This is a genomic window from Candidatus Dependentiae bacterium (genome assembly GCA_003511165.1).
Taxonomy (GTDB): Bacteria; Babelota; Babeliae; order Babelales; family UBA12411; genus UBA12411.
Genome location: DOJW01000008.1, coordinates 107,935 through 122,705, shown reverse-complemented (window position 1 = coordinate 122,705; position 14,771 = coordinate 107,935). Strand labels below are relative to the sequence as shown.

The 14,771-nt window shown below is 32.3% G+C and carries 16 protein-coding genes; 8 read left to right on the top strand and 8 right to left on the bottom strand.

Going from position 1 to position 14,771, the window contains the following annotated elements; genetic code table 11:
- Positions 1 to 8: 8 nt before the first annotated feature.
- The 4 genes from DEA20_04425 to DEA20_04410 all read left to right on the top strand — a co-directional run bounded on the left by DEA20_04425 (position 9) and on the right by DEA20_04410 (position 3,313).
- Positions 9 to 686, top strand: a complete 678-nt coding sequence (locus DEA20_04425; protein ID HBS48413.1) for a hypothetical protein — start codon at positions 9 to 11, stop codon at positions 684 to 686.
- Positions 687 to 857: 171 nt separating this feature from the next.
- Positions 858 to 1,832, top strand: a complete 975-nt coding sequence (locus DEA20_04420) for a hypothetical protein (protein HBS48412.1) — start codon at positions 858 to 860, stop codon at positions 1,830 to 1,832.
- Between the two features lie 43 nt (positions 1,833 to 1,875).
- The gene (locus tag DEA20_04415) at positions 1,876 to 2,844 is read left to right on the top strand and encodes a hypothetical protein (protein HBS48411.1); all 969 of its coding nucleotides are present in this window, start codon (positions 1,876 to 1,878) and stop codon (positions 2,842 to 2,844) included.
- Between the two features lie 13 nt (positions 2,845 to 2,857).
- Positions 2,858 to 3,313, top strand: a complete 456-nt coding sequence (locus tag DEA20_04410) for a hypothetical protein (GenBank protein ID HBS48410.1) — start codon at positions 2,858 to 2,860, stop codon at positions 3,311 to 3,313.
- Between the two features lie 26 nt (positions 3,314 to 3,339).
- Here DEA20_04410 and DEA20_04405 read toward each other — a convergent pair whose 3' ends face one another.
- From DEA20_04405 to DEA20_04385, 5 genes are all read right to left on the bottom strand, one after another.
- Positions 3,340 to 4,002, bottom strand: a complete 663-nt coding sequence (locus tag DEA20_04405; GenBank protein HBS48409.1) for a hypothetical protein — start codon at positions 4,000 to 4,002, stop codon at positions 3,340 to 3,342.
- Positions 4,003 to 4,052: 50 nt separating this feature from the next.
- On the bottom strand, positions 4,053 to 4,247 hold the full coding sequence (locus DEA20_04400; protein ID HBS48408.1) for a PspC domain-containing protein: 195 nt from the start codon (positions 4,245 to 4,247) through the stop codon (positions 4,053 to 4,055).
- A gap of 209 nt (positions 4,248 to 4,456) precedes the next feature.
- Complete coding sequence (locus DEA20_04395) at positions 4,457 to 5,269, bottom strand: hypothetical protein (protein ID HBS48407.1); 813 nt, start codon at positions 5,267 to 5,269, stop codon at positions 4,457 to 4,459.
- A gap of 149 nt (positions 5,270 to 5,418) precedes the next feature.
- The gene (locus DEA20_04390; GenBank protein HBS48406.1) at positions 5,419 to 6,210 is read right to left on the bottom strand and encodes a hypothetical protein; all 792 of its coding nucleotides are present in this window, start codon (positions 6,208 to 6,210) and stop codon (positions 5,419 to 5,421) included.
- An 11-nt stretch (positions 6,211 to 6,221) separates the two neighbouring features.
- A complete protein-coding gene (locus DEA20_04385) occupies positions 6,222 to 6,986 on the bottom strand; it encodes a hypothetical protein (GenBank protein ID HBS48405.1) in 765 nt (254 codons plus the stop codon).
- Between the two features lie 442 nt (positions 6,987 to 7,428).
- Here DEA20_04385 and DEA20_04380 point away from each other — a divergent pair, with 442 nt between their 5' ends.
- Together DEA20_04380 and DEA20_04375 are read left to right on the top strand one after the other, a co-directional pair.
- Entirely contained in the window at positions 7,429 to 8,214 is a 786-nt protein-coding gene (locus DEA20_04380) for a hypothetical protein (protein ID HBS48404.1), read from the top strand.
- Between the two features lie 228 nt (positions 8,215 to 8,442).
- A complete protein-coding gene (locus tag DEA20_04375; GenBank protein HBS48403.1) occupies positions 8,443 to 9,741 on the top strand; it encodes a hypothetical protein in 1,299 nt (432 codons plus the stop codon).
- A 78-nt stretch (positions 9,742 to 9,819) separates the two neighbouring features.
- Here DEA20_04375 and DEA20_04370 read toward each other — a convergent pair whose 3' ends face one another.
- Positions 9,820 to 10,986, bottom strand: coding sequence for an AAA family ATPase (locus DEA20_04370; protein ID HBS48402.1), 1,167 nt, complete (start codon positions 10,984 to 10,986; stop codon positions 9,820 to 9,822).
- A 382-nt stretch (positions 10,987 to 11,368) separates the two neighbouring features.
- Between DEA20_04370 and DEA20_04365 the strand changes: the two genes are divergently transcribed.
- Together DEA20_04365 and DEA20_04360 are read left to right on the top strand one after the other, a co-directional pair.
- Positions 11,369 to 11,554, top strand: coding sequence for a hypothetical protein (locus DEA20_04365; protein HBS48401.1), 186 nt, complete (start codon positions 11,369 to 11,371; stop codon positions 11,552 to 11,554).
- A gap of 52 nt (positions 11,555 to 11,606) precedes the next feature.
- Positions 11,607 to 12,704 (top strand): hypothetical protein, encoded by a 1,098-nt coding sequence (locus DEA20_04360; GenBank protein ID HBS48400.1) that lies wholly within the window; start codon positions 11,607 to 11,609, stop codon positions 12,702 to 12,704.
- An 84-nt stretch (positions 12,705 to 12,788) separates the two neighbouring features.
- Here DEA20_04360 and DEA20_04355 read toward each other — a convergent pair whose 3' ends face one another.
- The gene (locus DEA20_04355; GenBank protein HBS48399.1) at positions 12,789 to 14,141 is read right to left on the bottom strand and encodes a DNA repair protein RadA; all 1,353 of its coding nucleotides are present in this window, start codon (positions 14,139 to 14,141) and stop codon (positions 12,789 to 12,791) included.
- Positions 14,131 to 14,769 carry a thymidine kinase gene (locus DEA20_04350; protein ID HBS48398.1) on the bottom strand — a complete coding sequence of 213 codons (639 nt, stop codon included), beginning with the start codon at positions 14,767 to 14,769 and terminating at the stop codon, positions 14,131 to 14,133. The genes DEA20_04355 and DEA20_04350 overlap by 11 nt, the downstream gene beginning before the upstream one ends.
- Positions 14,770 to 14,771: the final 2 nt, after the last annotated feature.

Sequence of the window (14,771 nt, the reverse complement as noted above, 5' to 3'; positions counted from 1 at the left end):
GGAATTAAATGATAAACGGAATACTTTTATTACTTTGTTTGATATTTGTTGTTGGATTTATTGGCAATTGTGGCAATTGTTGTAAGCGATGTGATAGTTGCAAAGTAGAGCAATCAGATAATAGTAAATGTTCGAAATTTTTTGGTGCGGCCGATTTAAAAGACCAGTCGTTTGAAAAATTGAACGTTTATGGCGCTGCTAATTTAGAAGATGTAAAAGTTGCAGGCGATACAGAAATCAAAGGCGTACTTAATGCTAAAAAATGTCAGTTCAAAGAGCTAGAGGTTTTGGGTGCTGCAAATATTACTGATGTTAGAGCTGATGAAGTTGAAATTATGGGTGCTACAAATGCAAAAGAGTTGATAGCCCATGATGTTGAGATCAAAGGTGCGACAAATATATCAAATTCAACAATAGAAAATTTAAAAATTTTTGGCGCTTTAAATGTTGAAAATTCAAATATCAAAGATGTTAAAGCAACTGCAGAAAAAGTTGTTTTCAAAAATAGTCATGTAGTTTCTTTAGATATTTTAAAAGTGACATTTTTTAAGAAACAAAAATTGGAATTAATCGATTCGACAATTGATGGAAATGTTAAATTTGAAAAAGATGGCGGCGAAATCATTTTATACGGAAAATCTGTAATTTCGGGCAAAGTTGAAGGCGCAACAATTATTAAAAAATAGTTATTTTACCGGATAAAAGTCGATTTTTGATGCCTTTTGAAACTTTTTAGCCTTAGGCATTTGAAATTTTTACTTAAATAGAAAATAATATTAGCTAAATTAAGCGTTTTTGGGGAGATACCTTAATTTAGCTATTTTTATTGGAGGATTATTAATTTTTAGGGACAATTTATGAAAAAATTATATTTATTTTTTATATTTTCATTTTTTTATGCAACTACAGTTTTATCTCAAGAACCATTGTATTCTTTTCGCCAATTAGCACATGTTTTTGATCATTTAGATCAAAATTCTTTGGTTGTTTTAGATTATGATTTCACTTTATGTGTGCAAAAGGACCAGGTTTTAAGGTATATGCTTGGTGGGTACGAGTTTGACCATGCTTATTCACCCAAAGATAAGGATTTTTTGCAAATTGCACAAAATGATTTTTTACAATTAATAGGAGAGCAGAGGATAACAAATTTAGCGTTTGATGGAGAAGAAATTTTTATAGAAGATTGTATAAAACAAATGGTTAATAAGCTACTTAGTAGAGGTATTAAAGTTTTGATTCTTACTAGTATAGATACTAGAAGATTAGATTTGGATCCTATGCATTTTGATGGATGGTGTGAAAATTCTGTCCAGAAAAGATATTTATCCCTTAAGAATTTAGGTTTAGATTTACAAAATTCTTTTTCACAGTTTGAGGAACACCTTTTTAATAATACTTCTTTATTTAATACAGAACGAGGTTTCCCATATTTTTATAGAGGAATTTTAGGAGTTGGAAATAACTCCAAAGGTGAAGTTTTAAAAACTTTTATTAAAATGGCTCATTCTAAGTTTAATTTGGATTTTTCTAATGTTGTTTTTGTAGATGATAAACCAGAAAATTGTGATAGTGTTTATACTTCTATGAGGCAATTAAGCCTCAAAGCTAGAACCTTTTGGTATCAATTTCGAAATCCACAAGCTGTTGATAAAGATATTGTTCGTTTGCAGATTCAGAAATTGCAAAAAGATGGGACTTATTGGACTGAAAATCAAATTTCAAGAGACGATGCTTTTGTGCAGATGAAGTTTAATGAGTGGTGTTCAACAAAAATGCAGGGAATAAAAATATTTTGTAGAAATCTTTTTTGTTGTGGAAAAAGCGAATAGTTTATAAAACTATTTTTAATTAATTATTTTTTGGGGACAATTTATGAAAAAAATATATTTATTTTTTATATTTTCATTTTTTTATACAGCTATGATTTTTGGAGTTGAACCAATTCATTCTTTAGAAGAAATTAAACCTGTTTTAGATTCTCTTGATAGAAATTCGTTATTAGTTCTTGATTATGATTATACTTTGTGCGTTATGAAAGATCAGATTTTGAGATTTATTACAGGGGGTAGTATTTTTTCTGATGCATATTCATCAGAAGATAGATTGTTTTTACATAATTCTGCAAAAGATTTTGCAAAGTTAATGTCTCATGATGATTTTAAAAAATTAGTTTTTTATTCTTTAGATAGTTTTATAGAAGGTTGTGCTTTGCAAATGATAAGAGATCTTTTGAGTCGTGGAGTTAGAGTTTTAATTCTTACAAGCATAGATACTAGACCAATAGATCGTGTATTTTTTCCGAACGCACAATTTAATAATTTTGTTGAGAAACGTTATTTTGAACTTAATAGGTTAGGCTTGGATTTGAGCGTCAGTTTTCCAGATATAAAAAGGGGGATGCTTTTTAATAAGAAATCTTTATTTGATGGTAAAAGAACAGGTTTCCCTTACCTTTTTGGGGGTGTTTTAGGTACGGGTGGAAATGCTAAAGGTGTTGTCTTAAAAGAATTTATTGGGTGGTTTCAATCTACATTTAATTCAGCCATTTCAAGGATTGTTTTTGTTGATGATAAGTTAGAAAATTGTGATGAATTCGAAAAAACTTTTAAAGATTCAGGCAGAGAGGTTAAAACCTTTTTTTATCATTTTTGTAATAGATCCAAAGTTAATCGAGAAAAAATAGAATATCAGTTGTTCATGATCCAAGCCCAAAGAATTTATTTAAGAGAAGATGATATAAATTTAGAAGAAATTTTAAAAAATGAGGCTTTTAAAACGTGGCAATCGGTACAAAGAGTTTGTGAAAATATGGAAAATGTTAGTTTATTAGGTATTTTATAAAAGAAAATAATATATGGAAAATTTATATCAAAGAATTGCTGCGTCAGGTGTCATTATAAAAGATGATAAAGTTTTGCTTGTAAGATATAAAAGCAAAAATGATGGATGGCTTGTTGGTCCCGGTGGTGGGGTAGAAATGGAAGAAGATATTAAAGCAGCGTTAATTAGGGAAGTACAAGAAGAAACCGGTGTTAATGTTACTCCTTCAAAAATACTTTTTATCGAAGATTTACTTTCTAAAAAATATCGTGTGATCAAAATTTGGTTTCTTTGCGAATTTATTAGTGGAGAATTGGTAGATACCAAAGAAGCACTGATTGAAGGAATAACTGAAGTGAGCTGGTTTAGTAAAGAAGATATTGAAAATGAAATTGTATTTCCTAAAATTTTGAAAGAAATTGATTGGGAAATGTTTTTTAAAGATAGTTGGGAATGTAAATATTTAGATTTAGTAAAGGCGGATTTTTAAATTCCGCCTTATTGTTTTACTTATTTTTAAATTTTTTTTGTTTTAAACAAAGGATCCAATATTCTTTTGATTGCAAAAGGTATGAACAATTTTGCAATTCCTGGTAGATGAATCAAATACTTTACCGAAATTGATAGAGTCGTCACTATTGCAGCTTCGCATATGACAAAAATAATACTTTTTAATCGGTTTTCATGAATGCAAAGTAAAATATCTTGCATTGTAATTATCAAAATTATAGGAAGTGTTGCGGATAAAATAGGATGGCCTGCAAAATGTAGCGACATGCCTAGAGATATTGCAGAAGTTATGAGTAAAATTGTAGAAAAAACAATTACTTTTGATTTATTTTTATCTTCGATACCGACAAATCCTTTGGCTGAAAAAATTGTCTGAAAAAATCCAAAAATTACAATCCACATAAAAAAAGATGCTTCATGAAAGTTGGAGTAAATATTTTGTAGCCATGGAATATCAAAAAGAAACATAGCTGCTCCGCCGATCAAAAATAAATTTGCAGGCATTGCGATGATTCCAGTCTCTCTTCCTGTTTTAATAGTTTTTAATAAAATTCCAAGGGCAACAAGTCCAGAAATCATAAAAGCAAGTTTCCAGTCTTTTGTTGATTCTGCAAGAATTAAGAAAAGAAATAATGAAGAATATTGAAGCATTGAAAACGACTTTTTCATTAAATTTTAATCCTTTATAAAGTTTTGTTTTTAATTTGGATGATTATAAATCAATTGCTAGAATTTTCTAGTGGAATTATAAGCCAGCCTATTAGGTATGCGAATATTCCTGTTCCCCCCATGAATACAAAGAGAAGCCAGATGAGCCGCACTAAAACTGGATCAATATCAAAATAATTTCCAATTCCACCACATATTCCTGCAATTTTACGATTTGTATTTGATCTATAAAGTTGTTGGGCCATAATTTTCTCCACTTTTAAATTTTAGAAATAATTTATTTTTACATTCTTAATAATATATAAATTTAAAACCTAAGATCTATAAATGATATTTTTAAAAAATATAAATCATTTTTTAATGTTACGATGTTTGAATTTGTGGGCAAAAACAAAAAAGAAGAGCGAAAAATTTTCGCTCTTCTTTTTTGCTAAATTACTTAAAAATTTAGTTTTTAGTCCGTAAGTTCTTCGGTTACTTGTGCTGCTTGAGGATTATAAAAAAGGCCACCAAACGAGCCTGATTTAGGTTCTTCGATAGATGGCATTGTCGCTGCTTGAGGTTTTTGAGTTGTTTGATGTTTAAGAAATCCTGCAATAGTACTTACTGTTTTGTCGAATACATTAGTTTGTCTTAGATAAAAGTTATTAGTTTTTCTAACAATTTTGTAAGATCCATTTTCAATAATAGAATTTAAACCCATTTCTTTAAGCCTGATTTCAGCGTGTTGCATAGCATCTTGACGAGAAGCCCAGCCATACATAACTCTTGCGTTATGAAAATTAGTGTTTTCTGTTCCTGTGGCGCCTTTAAACTTTGCATCTAAGATAGAGGCGTTGCTGAAATCTGCACCATCTAGATTTGCACCTTCAAAGTTTGCGCGATCCAATGAGCAGTTATGAAAACATGAATGTGACAGATTTAGATTTTTAAAATCATTTCCGTTCATATAAGATGCTGAGTTCTCTTTGAAATTCATAAGAGGATAATCCCAGGTCATTGCTCCTGCCCTATCAAAAAGAAATCCTACGCCGCCTAATTTATGACATTCTTGATTTAATTGATCAATTTTAGAAATCCTAGACAATCCATTTTTGCAAAGATTAGCAAAGCCTGTAAAGTAAATTGTTCCTGCTGCTTCTTTAGTTAGATTAATAATTTTAGCTACAACAGAAGGATCCATTTGTTTTTCTGCATTAACATTACCTTGAACAGCCAATGTTAAGCCGAGTCCAAGTACTGCAAGATATTTAAACTTTTTATTCATAAAAATTATCCTTTATTTTTATTCTCAGATTATAAAAACGTCCTTTATATTAGCCTAATTTAGCATTGTTGAAAATAAACTTCAAATGGGTTGAGTCTCGAGGAAGTTTTTCTAGAGAAAAAACAGTTTTTAATGTAAAAAGTCATATTTTATACGGAATCCAATCGTTTTTTAAGTCTAGAAATCCCGACAAATCCAAAGATAATTATCCAAAACCAAATCAAAAGTAAACAGATCCAAAATGGTAAGAAGTTTTGGTTTGCAAATGTGGCTGCATGTATGCCTTCCATCAAATATGTAAAAGGATTAAGGAGCATTAAATATGCAACTTTTATATTGAACGTATGAAGCGCATACCAGGGAAACTGTGAAGAGCCCAAAAACCACATTGGAAATAATGTTCTAAGCCAAACAGAGCGCATTGTTTCCATATTTTTGACAATGCTTGTCATAAAAACTGCAAAGAAGCTGGTAAAAAGTGAAATGCTTACATAGATCAAAATAAATTTCCAAAAAACAAAATTATCAAGTGGAAGTCTTGATCCCAAAATTATTTTGCTTAATGGAAGTATGATTAAAGCATTGATCATAGATTTTATAGCAGCGCTTATTGCATATTTTATCCAGATTATAGCTGTTGGAGTTGGAAGTGTTAGTGCATATGAAATAGTTTGTTCTCCTGTGATGTCAGAAATTAATGTTGCAGTTGTTGGCCAAACTTCAAACACTCCACAGCTTCCAATGAGAGAAATTGCCATGAATGCCCCATAGGATTGGTTCATGCCGAGATGTGGAAAAACATATGCAGTTGCGACTAATGTAATTGTGACCCAAATGCTTGTGTCGATTGCATTTCCAATGATATTTTTTTTGAAAATTATCATGTCTGTTTTTAACAGTTGATAAAGTACTTTTGAATAAGAAATAAAATTTTTAAACATAATTGATTCCTTTATTTTTCGTCGCTTTGTTGCATTAAATCTAAGAAAATATCTTCAAGGCGACTTTTTTGAAATGTAGTTTTAAGTTCTTGAGGTTTTCCGATCAGCTTTATTTGTCCCTTATCCAAAATACAAATTCGATCTGATAAAATTTCTGCTTCGTCCAAATAATGTGTTGTTAGTATTACCGAAACGCCTTCAGCTTTTAGTAGTCTAATTTCTTCCCACAGATGATGCCTGATATGTGGATCGAGTCCAACTGTAGGTTCGTCTAAAATTACAAGTTTTGGATTATGTACAAGTGCGCGCGCGATCATAACTCTTTGTTTGTATCCGCCGGAAAGTGTATCTGGGATTGAATTTAAATATTCTTCGAGGGCATATCTTTTTGTGAGAGTTGCAACTCGATTTTTTATCTCATCTTCTTTCAACCCATAGTATCTGCCGGAAAACATTAAATTTTGCTCGACTGTTAGATCGTTTGAAAGATTTGGTTTTTGAGGACAAAATCCGATCAATTTTCTATATTCGCACAGGTTTGAATATATCGATTTCCCTTCGAACATAATGTCACCGCTTGTTGCTGGGTGGAGTGTTGCTATGATCGATGATAAAGTTGTTTTACCCGCGCCGTTTATCCCAAGCAGGCTGAAAACTTCACCTTTGTGAATATCTAGAGTTACTCCTTTGAGAGCCTCTTTTTGATTCGATTTATTTAAGTTGTATATTTTTGTTAAATCTTTGATTTCGATAAAATTATTAGATGGTTTATTCATAATTGAAACCTCATAATTGTGGCTTAAATAACTAATAAATTAATTAGTTTTATAAAATGAAAATAAATATTTTTAACAAACGATTTTGTGAAAACTTTTCTATAATTCAGAAAATATCGATAGTGAATCTTTAAAAAAGTTAGAAAGTAATTATTACCATTGCCGGCCCCTAAGACCTAAATTTGAATTTTTAAAATACGAAATTCAAGTATCAATGATTTGGGGGTAGGTTGTCAAGTGGGGGATTCATTTCGGTAAAAGTCTTTAAAAGCTTAAAATTTGAGTTTTTTGCCCACTTTTGTTTTGAATCTGTTAAAAAACATCGAAAATTGACATTTTTAATAAAAACAATAAACACCATTTGCAATCATTATCAAATTCGATAGGATTTAATTCATATATTTTTATAATTTAAATTTGATAATTAAAACATGGAGAAAATATGAATTTTGTTAAAAAAATAACATTTATTACATTATCGTTAATTGTTTTTGATGGAATGTTATTAAATGCTGGTGATGGTGACTTAAAATATAGCATATCGCAGTTTTACTTCGATTTGGAAAAAGCAGCAGCGCTTAGTGATGAAAGATTATCTCAGATTAGAGCTCAAGCTGGATTTGAGATAGTGGAAGCAATAAGATTAGGAAATTCTACAAGATTAGAATTGTTATTAAGGTTCATAAATCCAAATTTTAATATTGATGCCGACGGGTGGACACCGCTACATTTAGCAGTTTTAAGAGGTCACGTTGTTTGTATTCATGCTTTAATTAACGCAGGGGCAAATATTGAAGCAAAAGATAATGAAGGATTTACACCTTTACATGTAGCAGCTATGGAGGGTCGCGCAGAATGTGTGAAGGTCTTGGCCGATGCTGGGTCGAATATTGATGTTCAAGATGATACTTTGGGAACAGCTTTACATTATGCTGCGATTGAAGGACATGCGGATTGTGTTAGTGCGTTGATTAAAGCAGGGGCAAATATCGAAGCTCAAGGTCATACCCCTTCACATAAAACTACTGGAATCACGCCCTTAAATATGGCTGCAACGTTTGGATATGTTGATTGTGTGAAGATATTGATTGAATCTGGCGCAAATGTCTATGCTGTATGTAAAGGTAAAACTATTTTGGATTTTGCTTCAGATTCGCAAACAAAAAAACTTTTAGAAGATTATCTAACAAAAGATACAGAAAAAACCTTACGCAAACTTCACGTTTAATTGTAAATTATTCAAATAAATAAACGGGTTATATTTAAAGATATTTTTTACGCCTTTAAAATATAACCCTTGTTTTGTTTTCAATTTGAAATTACAAATAAATTTACATTATAAAATTCGCATTTTCTATAAATATCATAAAATTTATTTTGACTTAATAAAGCCCTTAGGGCAGCATTATTTTAATTGAATCATTTTAGTTGTTAAATTTAATTTAAGTGGGGTTTTATGAATAAGGCAATTAAGTCACTTGTTTTAGTTTTAGGGATAAGTGCATTCTTTGTAAATTCTAATATAAAAAGTGTCGATTGCTTACAAAATATAAGTGAACGTGCAAAAACGCTAGCTATCATTCCTTCTGCGTGGCTAAGGCAAATCGTAAAAAATTATCCAAGAGAAATGGCTATTGTTGGAGGGGTGCAAGTTATTATTATTTCGGCTTGGTTGATACATAAAATTCAAGCATGTCAACATCTTAAAGCACGAAAAAGATCCGCGTTTCAATGGAGCCTTGATAGTAAAATTTCTGTTTATGAAGCTATTTATGCAGCTGCTATTGGTAAGGATAGGAATTTAAAGCCATTTGATGAAATTGTTACCGCTTTGGCAAAAATTAAAGACTTTAAGTCTTTAAAAGATTCTTTAGATTTATCTGTTTTTGATGATTTGCAAAAAGAGTTAACAGAGTTAAGTTTTAGTTCTGAGCGTAAAGCAGAATTATTGAACGAATTTACAACTTTAAAAGGGAAAGTCAATTTATTGCTATCTAAATTAAACGCGATAAACGAAGATGATTTACAAAAAGCATTAGCTGCTAAAAGAAGAGACATGCAGATCGAAGAAACCAAAAAATTGATTGAACAAAACAGGAATTCATTAAAGCAAGTTGAGCAAGATTTTTCAAAAAAAGTTGTAATGGATTTGAATTTTTATCTCAAAGATTCTCAATTTAATTATGATGATTTTCCTTTGCTTAACGCATTACAATTTTTGGGAGGAGATAGAAATTATAGATCTACTTTACGAATAAACCTTGAAGATATAAAAGCTATTGCAAATCAATTAGCAGACCAACAGACTTCTTTGAAAGCAGAGCGGTATCTGCAGCAGCTTCAAAAATGCATTCAATTGATTAGATCGTCTAACGAATATAAAAAAGAAAGAGAATTGCAAGAGATAATAAAATTGCGAGATTGTATTGCGTCACAAAAAAAGACTTCTAATATTACACAAGTTAATGTGTTATCTGTACCTAAAAAAGAGAATTATTCAGTTTTTGTACATGAAAAAATATGTAAGGATAATCATGTAGGTTCAAAGCCTAAAAACACAGAGAAAATGGTGAATAAATCACAAAATCCTGATCAAAAAAAATCAGAGAACAAAGACGATAAAAAACAAGAACAATCTGTGAATAAAGAACATAAAATTCAAGAGTATCAAGAAGATGCGCAATTTGATTGGACTTTGGCGGCATGTCAAGGAGTTCATCTTCCAGGGTCAACTTATATTCCAGGAAGAGAATAAAAATTTTGGTTGATATTTCATAACTACATAAAAATTTAGAGGGAATGTAAAAATTCCCTCTTTTTTATTTCAAAGATTTCAAGAAATATTTTTCAAAAATTTCCATCCTAAAATTTTAATTCCCTGATGTTTAACTTTTTCATCACCGCCATAAATTAAAACTCCATTTTGAGATTTTTCGCCTGCTAATTCATTCCAATAGTGTAAACCGTCAAAGAAACTAGGATTTATTGTTTTGCCGATTTTGATTTCAAGCGGAATTAGTTCTTGTCCTTTTTCAATTATGCAATCAACTTCATGTCCTAGGCTGTCGCGCCAAAAGTAGACGTTAGGTCTTTTATCCTGGTTATACTGTTTTTTGATTAATTCTGAAATTACAAAAGATTCGAATAGATTTCCGCGCAAGTAATGCGTGGCTAATTGTTTTTCATTTTCTATTTCAAGTAGAGAACAAGCAAGTCCTGCATCGTAGAAATAAAGCTTTGGAGCTTTGATTAATCTTTTACTGAAGTTTTTATAATGTGGACGTAAAAGGTGGATTATATAACTACTTTCTAAAAGAGAAATCCATGAGCGTGCTGTATTTGCTGTAATTCCACAATCATTTCCTAGTGATGCAAGGTTTAAAACTTGTCCAATTCTACCCGCGCATAGTTTTATGAATTGTTGGAACAAACTTAAATTTTCAACATTTCTTAAATTTCTTACATCGCGTTCGATGTATGTTTGAATATAGTTTTTGTACCATTTTTGTGGTGGGATTTTTTCGTTCCAAATTCTTGGATAAAACCCGAAATAAAGAGTTTTATCAATTTTATTGCTTAGAAGCTTTGCTTTTTCTAGTTCAGTGTATGACAGAGGTAAGAGTGTTAAAATTGCAACTCTTCCTGCAAGTGATTGCGAGATTTTTTCGTTTAATAAAAAATTTTGTGATCCGGTTAGTATAAATTGCCCAGCTCCTTTGTGTGAATCAACATATGTTTTGATATACGAAAAAAGATTTGGGGTAAGCTGTACTTCGTCCAAGGTTAGACCGTGCTCATTTTTATTTGATTCCAAAAAAGAGCGCGGATCTGTTTCCGCCATTTGTTTTTTATCTAAATCTTCAAGCGTTACATAGTTGTATTTTTTGAATGTGTTTTTTACAAGCGTTGTTTTACCCGATTGTCTTGGGCCTAAAACGGCAACGACGGGAAACTGTTTTGCGGTTGCTTTTAATTCTGTAGTTAATTCTCTTGATATCATAAAATCTCCTAAATTTTATAGTTTTACTTACTTTAGTGTGAGTTAAATTTAATTATTTTTAGCTTTAATTTTTGAATAAAGCATGTTACAAATTTCTATCTATGATTGATACGGTATTGTCGCCCATGCGAGGGTGACAATGGCACTGCGTACAAACAAATATCCAAATATTAAAGCCTGTATTATTAATTAAATTTAACTTTATTTATGCTTACAAATCGGAAATCCAAATTCCGATCCGTAAAGCGATATTTAGAAATGTTATCAGATCGAGTTTGAAAAGTATGCAGAGTTTTGATTTTTGATTAAAAATAGTTGGAATTTACAAGTTTTTTACTCTTCTGGAAATAGATTCATTAATTCATAAATGTGTTTGAACGATATGACATTGCAGCTTGTTTTTGGTTTTTGTAGTGCGGACAAAAATAAGGTTTCAATTCCAAATTTTTTAATTCATCGAAATTTGAGTTTTTTGTATGTTTTTGATTTGAATTTTATAAAAAACTATGAAAATCAATGTTTTCACACTGCCGACATTACCCCATTTGTAATTATTTTCAAGATTTGATAGGGTTTAATTTGTATATTTTTAAACTTAATAATTAGATATTGGAGAAATTATGAATTTTATTAAGAAAATGTTGTTTATTACATTATCGTTAATTGCTTTTGAGGGAATGACGCTAAATGCGGGAGATGGATCTTTGGGGGTTAGAGAAGATCGAATCATTGATCTTGAGTTGCAAGCAGCAGCTCATAGTGAGGAAAGATTGGCCGAGCTTAGAGAAATTGTAAAGTTTTCGATTGAAAAAGCAATAAAATTGGATGATACGAGAAGATTAAATTTTTTACTACAAGCTAGGATTGTAAATCCTAACTTTTTGTTGCAGGGGCATCTTGCAAATCAGAACCTTGTTATGGCTGATTTAACGCCCTTGCATCTCGCTGTTTCTCTTGGTTATGCAGATTGTGCTCAGGCATTAATTAATGCAGGGGCAAATATTGAAGCAAAAACAGATAAAGGCATGACACCGCTTCAACTTGCTGCTGTTCTAGGTCACACAGGTTGTATTAAGGCATTAATTAAAGCGAGGGCAAATATTGAAGCAAAAACTGAGACCGGCGCGACATTGCTTCATGTCGCTGTTTGTCTAGGTCGTGCAGATTGGGTTTCGGCATTAATTAGTGCAGGGGCAAATATTGAAGCAAAAACAGATAAAGGCGCAACGCCTCTTCATGCTGCAGTTACAACTGGTCAGGCAGGTTGTGTTGAGTCGTTAATTAATGCAGGGGCAAATATTGAAGCAAAAGATCTAGATGGTTCGACACCGCTTCATTATGCTGTGGGATATGCAGATTGTGTTAGGGTTTTAATAAATGCTGGAGCAAATATTGATGCAAAAAATGAGACCGGCGCAACGCCGCTTCTTATTGCGGTTTGTTTTGGTAAAGTAGGTGGTGCTGAAGCATTAATTAACGCAGGGGCAAATATCGAAGTAAAAGCTAATAATGGCATGACGCCTCTTCATGTTGCCGTTGGAAGTGGGCATGCAGATTGCGCTCAGACTTTAATTAATGTAGGGGCAAATATCGAAGTAAAAGATGATGACGGCATGATGCCTCTTTATATTGCGGTTGCTGAGGGACATGAAGATTGCGCTCAGTTGCTAAGGGAAGAAATTATAAGAAGAAAAGTTTTAAATAAACTTCACGTTTGATCGTAAATCATCCATAAGCGAATTCACAATTTAGAGGGAATGTAAAAATTCCCTCTTTTTTATTTCAAAATTTTAGATAGAATTTCATTCTTCTGGAAACAAATTCAACAGTTCATAAATGTGTTTGAACGATACAACATTGCAACTTGTTTTTGGTTTTTGTAGTGCGGACAAAAATAAGGTTTCAATTCCAAATTTTTCTGCTTCTTTTACGCGGTGCTCAAGCTGTGTACATGGTTTTATTTGTCCGGTTAAACTAATTTCGCCGATAGAGATTGATTTTTGCGGCAATGGTTTTTGGAAATAACTGGAGAGCAGAGCAAGAGCTATTCCAAGATCGCTTCCTTCTTCCTTGATTTTAAAGGAGCTACTAACTTTGAAAAATATGTCATAACCACTAAGTCTGATTTTCAAATATTTTTCGAGTATTGCCGCAATAAGTACGATCTGTTTGGGATCAACTCCGCTAACAACTCGCTGTGGAATTCCAAATTTGGATGCAACGCAAAGTGATTGTAATTCCAAAATCAATGGACGTGTCCCTTCGATGCATGTGATTAAAGCACTTCCTGCTGCGGGTGTAGAATTATTTAAAAGATATTTATTTATGTCTGTGATTTCTGAAAGTCCATGTTCCTGCATTTCAAAAAAACCAATTTCATTTATAGCGCCGAAACGATTTTTCATCGCGCGCAAAACTCTTGTTTGCCAGCGATCTTCACCTTGCAGATAAAATAATCCATCTACCATGTGTTCGAGCAATTTTGGACCGGCCATATATCCATCTTTTGTGATGTGCCCTGTGACGAGTACAGCGATATTATTTTCTTTTGCAAGTTTCATGAGGTGAAAGCTAGATTCGCGAAGTTGTCCGATGGTACCTGGAATTGTTTCTGATTTTTCGAAATAACAGTTTTGGATAGAATCGAGAATCAAAAGATCTGGTTTTTCGTCAACCGCTGTTGTGAGGATTTTTTCCATTGATGCTTGATCTGAAAAAAGTAAATGTTCATTGTGACATTTTAATCGCATTGCGCGGTTTTTGACCTGCTCAAGAGATTCTTCAGAAGAAAAATATAGTACTTTGTGCGTTGCGGCTATTTTGTTTGCGATTTGCAAAAGCAGAGTAGATTTTCCTATTCCAGGGTCGCCGGTTAAAATCAAAAATGATCCAGGAAATATTCCGCCACCGAGGACGCGGTCCCACTCTTTTATTCCAGCTACGATTCGCTCTTGCCTAACTGTTTGAATGGTGTTTAGGGTATATAGATTTGCTTTTGATGTGGTGTGTATTTTGCTTTTAAAACCTTCTTGCTTTTGCTCTATTGTTTTTTCTACAAAGCTATTCCATTCATTGCATCCGGGACAGCAACCGGCCCATTTTATACTTACATAGCCGCAATTTGTGCAGTTGAACTGTGATTTGCTAGATTTCATTTTCTGTTATTTTTGTTTTGCTTGATGGGAAAATATTTATTGAGGAATCTTTAGCAGGTTTTTCGATTTCAAAGCAGTCGCGGCATCGAGCTTCGTAACATTCTTCAGCGCCAACTAAAATTATAGGATCATCATATTTTGCAGGATTACCATTGATTATTCGTTGATTGTGTTTTGCATCTTTTCCGCATTTGACGCAAATTGCTTTTAGTTTTGTTACTTCGTCTGCGATTGCAAGGAGTGTAGCTGTTATTGCAAATGGTTCTCCACGGAAGTCGATGTCTAATCCAGCGATAATGACCCTTTTCCCGTTGTCGACTAATGCTTTGATGGTTTCTATTATCTGTGGGATGAAAAAGTGTATTTCGTCCAGTCCAACCACTTCATGACCTTCTGAAAGCTTTAATATTTTTTCAAGACATTGCACTGTACCGTCGAAAGCAAAAGCTTCTCTTTTGGCTCCGTTATGAGAAACTATGCATTCGTAACTTTTTCGTACATCAATCTTATGTTTTATAGTTAAAATGTTTTGTTTTGCAAATTCTGCTCGTCTAAGCCTGCGCATCAACTCTTCTGTTTTTCCAGAAAACATTGATCCGCAAATTACTTCTAATGATCCTTTTTTCATAT

Excerpts from the sequence above, each read along its gene's own strand:
- DEA20_04415 (HBS48411.1), top strand. The coding sequence starts at position 1,876 with ATGAAAAAAATATATTTATTTTTTATATTTTCATTTTTTTATACAGCT.
- DEA20_04385 (HBS48405.1), bottom strand. The coding sequence starts at position 6,986 with ATGAATAAACCATCTAATAATTTTATCGAAATCAAAGATTTAACAAAA.
- DEA20_04360 (HBS48400.1), top strand. The coding sequence starts at position 11,607 with ATGAATTTTATTAAGAAAATGTTGTTTATTACATTATCGTTAATTGCT.
- DEA20_04355 (HBS48399.1), bottom strand. The coding sequence starts at position 14,141 with ATGAAATCTAGCAAATCACAGTTCAACTGCACAAATTGCGGCTATGTA.
- DEA20_04365 (HBS48401.1), top strand. The coding sequence starts at position 11,369 with ATGACATTGCAGCTTGTTTTTGGTTTTTGTAGTGCGGACAAAAATAAG.
- DEA20_04380 (HBS48404.1), top strand. The coding sequence starts at position 7,429 with ATGAATTTTGTTAAAAAAATAACATTTATTACATTATCGTTAATTGTT.
- DEA20_04400 (HBS48408.1), bottom strand. The coding sequence starts at position 4,247 with ATGGCCCAACAACTTTATAGATCAAATACAAATCGTAAAATTGCAGGA.
- DEA20_04395 (HBS48407.1), bottom strand. The coding sequence starts at position 5,269 with ATGAATAAAAAGTTTAAATATCTTGCAGTACTTGGACTCGGCTTAACA.
- DEA20_04370 (HBS48402.1), bottom strand. The coding sequence starts at position 10,986 with ATGATATCAAGAGAATTAACTACAGAATTAAAAGCAACCGCAAAACAG.
- DEA20_04420 (HBS48412.1), top strand. The coding sequence starts at position 858 with ATGAAAAAATTATATTTATTTTTTATATTTTCATTTTTTTATGCAACT.
- DEA20_04425 (HBS48413.1), top strand. The coding sequence starts at position 9 with ATGATAAACGGAATACTTTTATTACTTTGTTTGATATTTGTTGTTGGA.
- DEA20_04410 (HBS48410.1), top strand. The coding sequence starts at position 2,858 with ATGGAAAATTTATATCAAAGAATTGCTGCGTCAGGTGTCATTATAAAA.
- DEA20_04390 (HBS48406.1), bottom strand. The coding sequence starts at position 6,210 with ATGTTTAAAAATTTTATTTCTTATTCAAAAGTACTTTATCAACTGTTA.
- DEA20_04350 (HBS48398.1), bottom strand. The coding sequence starts at position 14,769 with ATGAAAAAAGGATCATTAGAAGTAATTTGCGGATCAATGTTTTCTGGA.
- DEA20_04375 (HBS48403.1), top strand. The coding sequence starts at position 8,443 with ATGAATAAGGCAATTAAGTCACTTGTTTTAGTTTTAGGGATAAGTGCA.
- DEA20_04405 (HBS48409.1), bottom strand. The coding sequence starts at position 4,002 with ATGAAAAAGTCGTTTTCAATGCTTCAATATTCTTCATTATTTCTTTTC.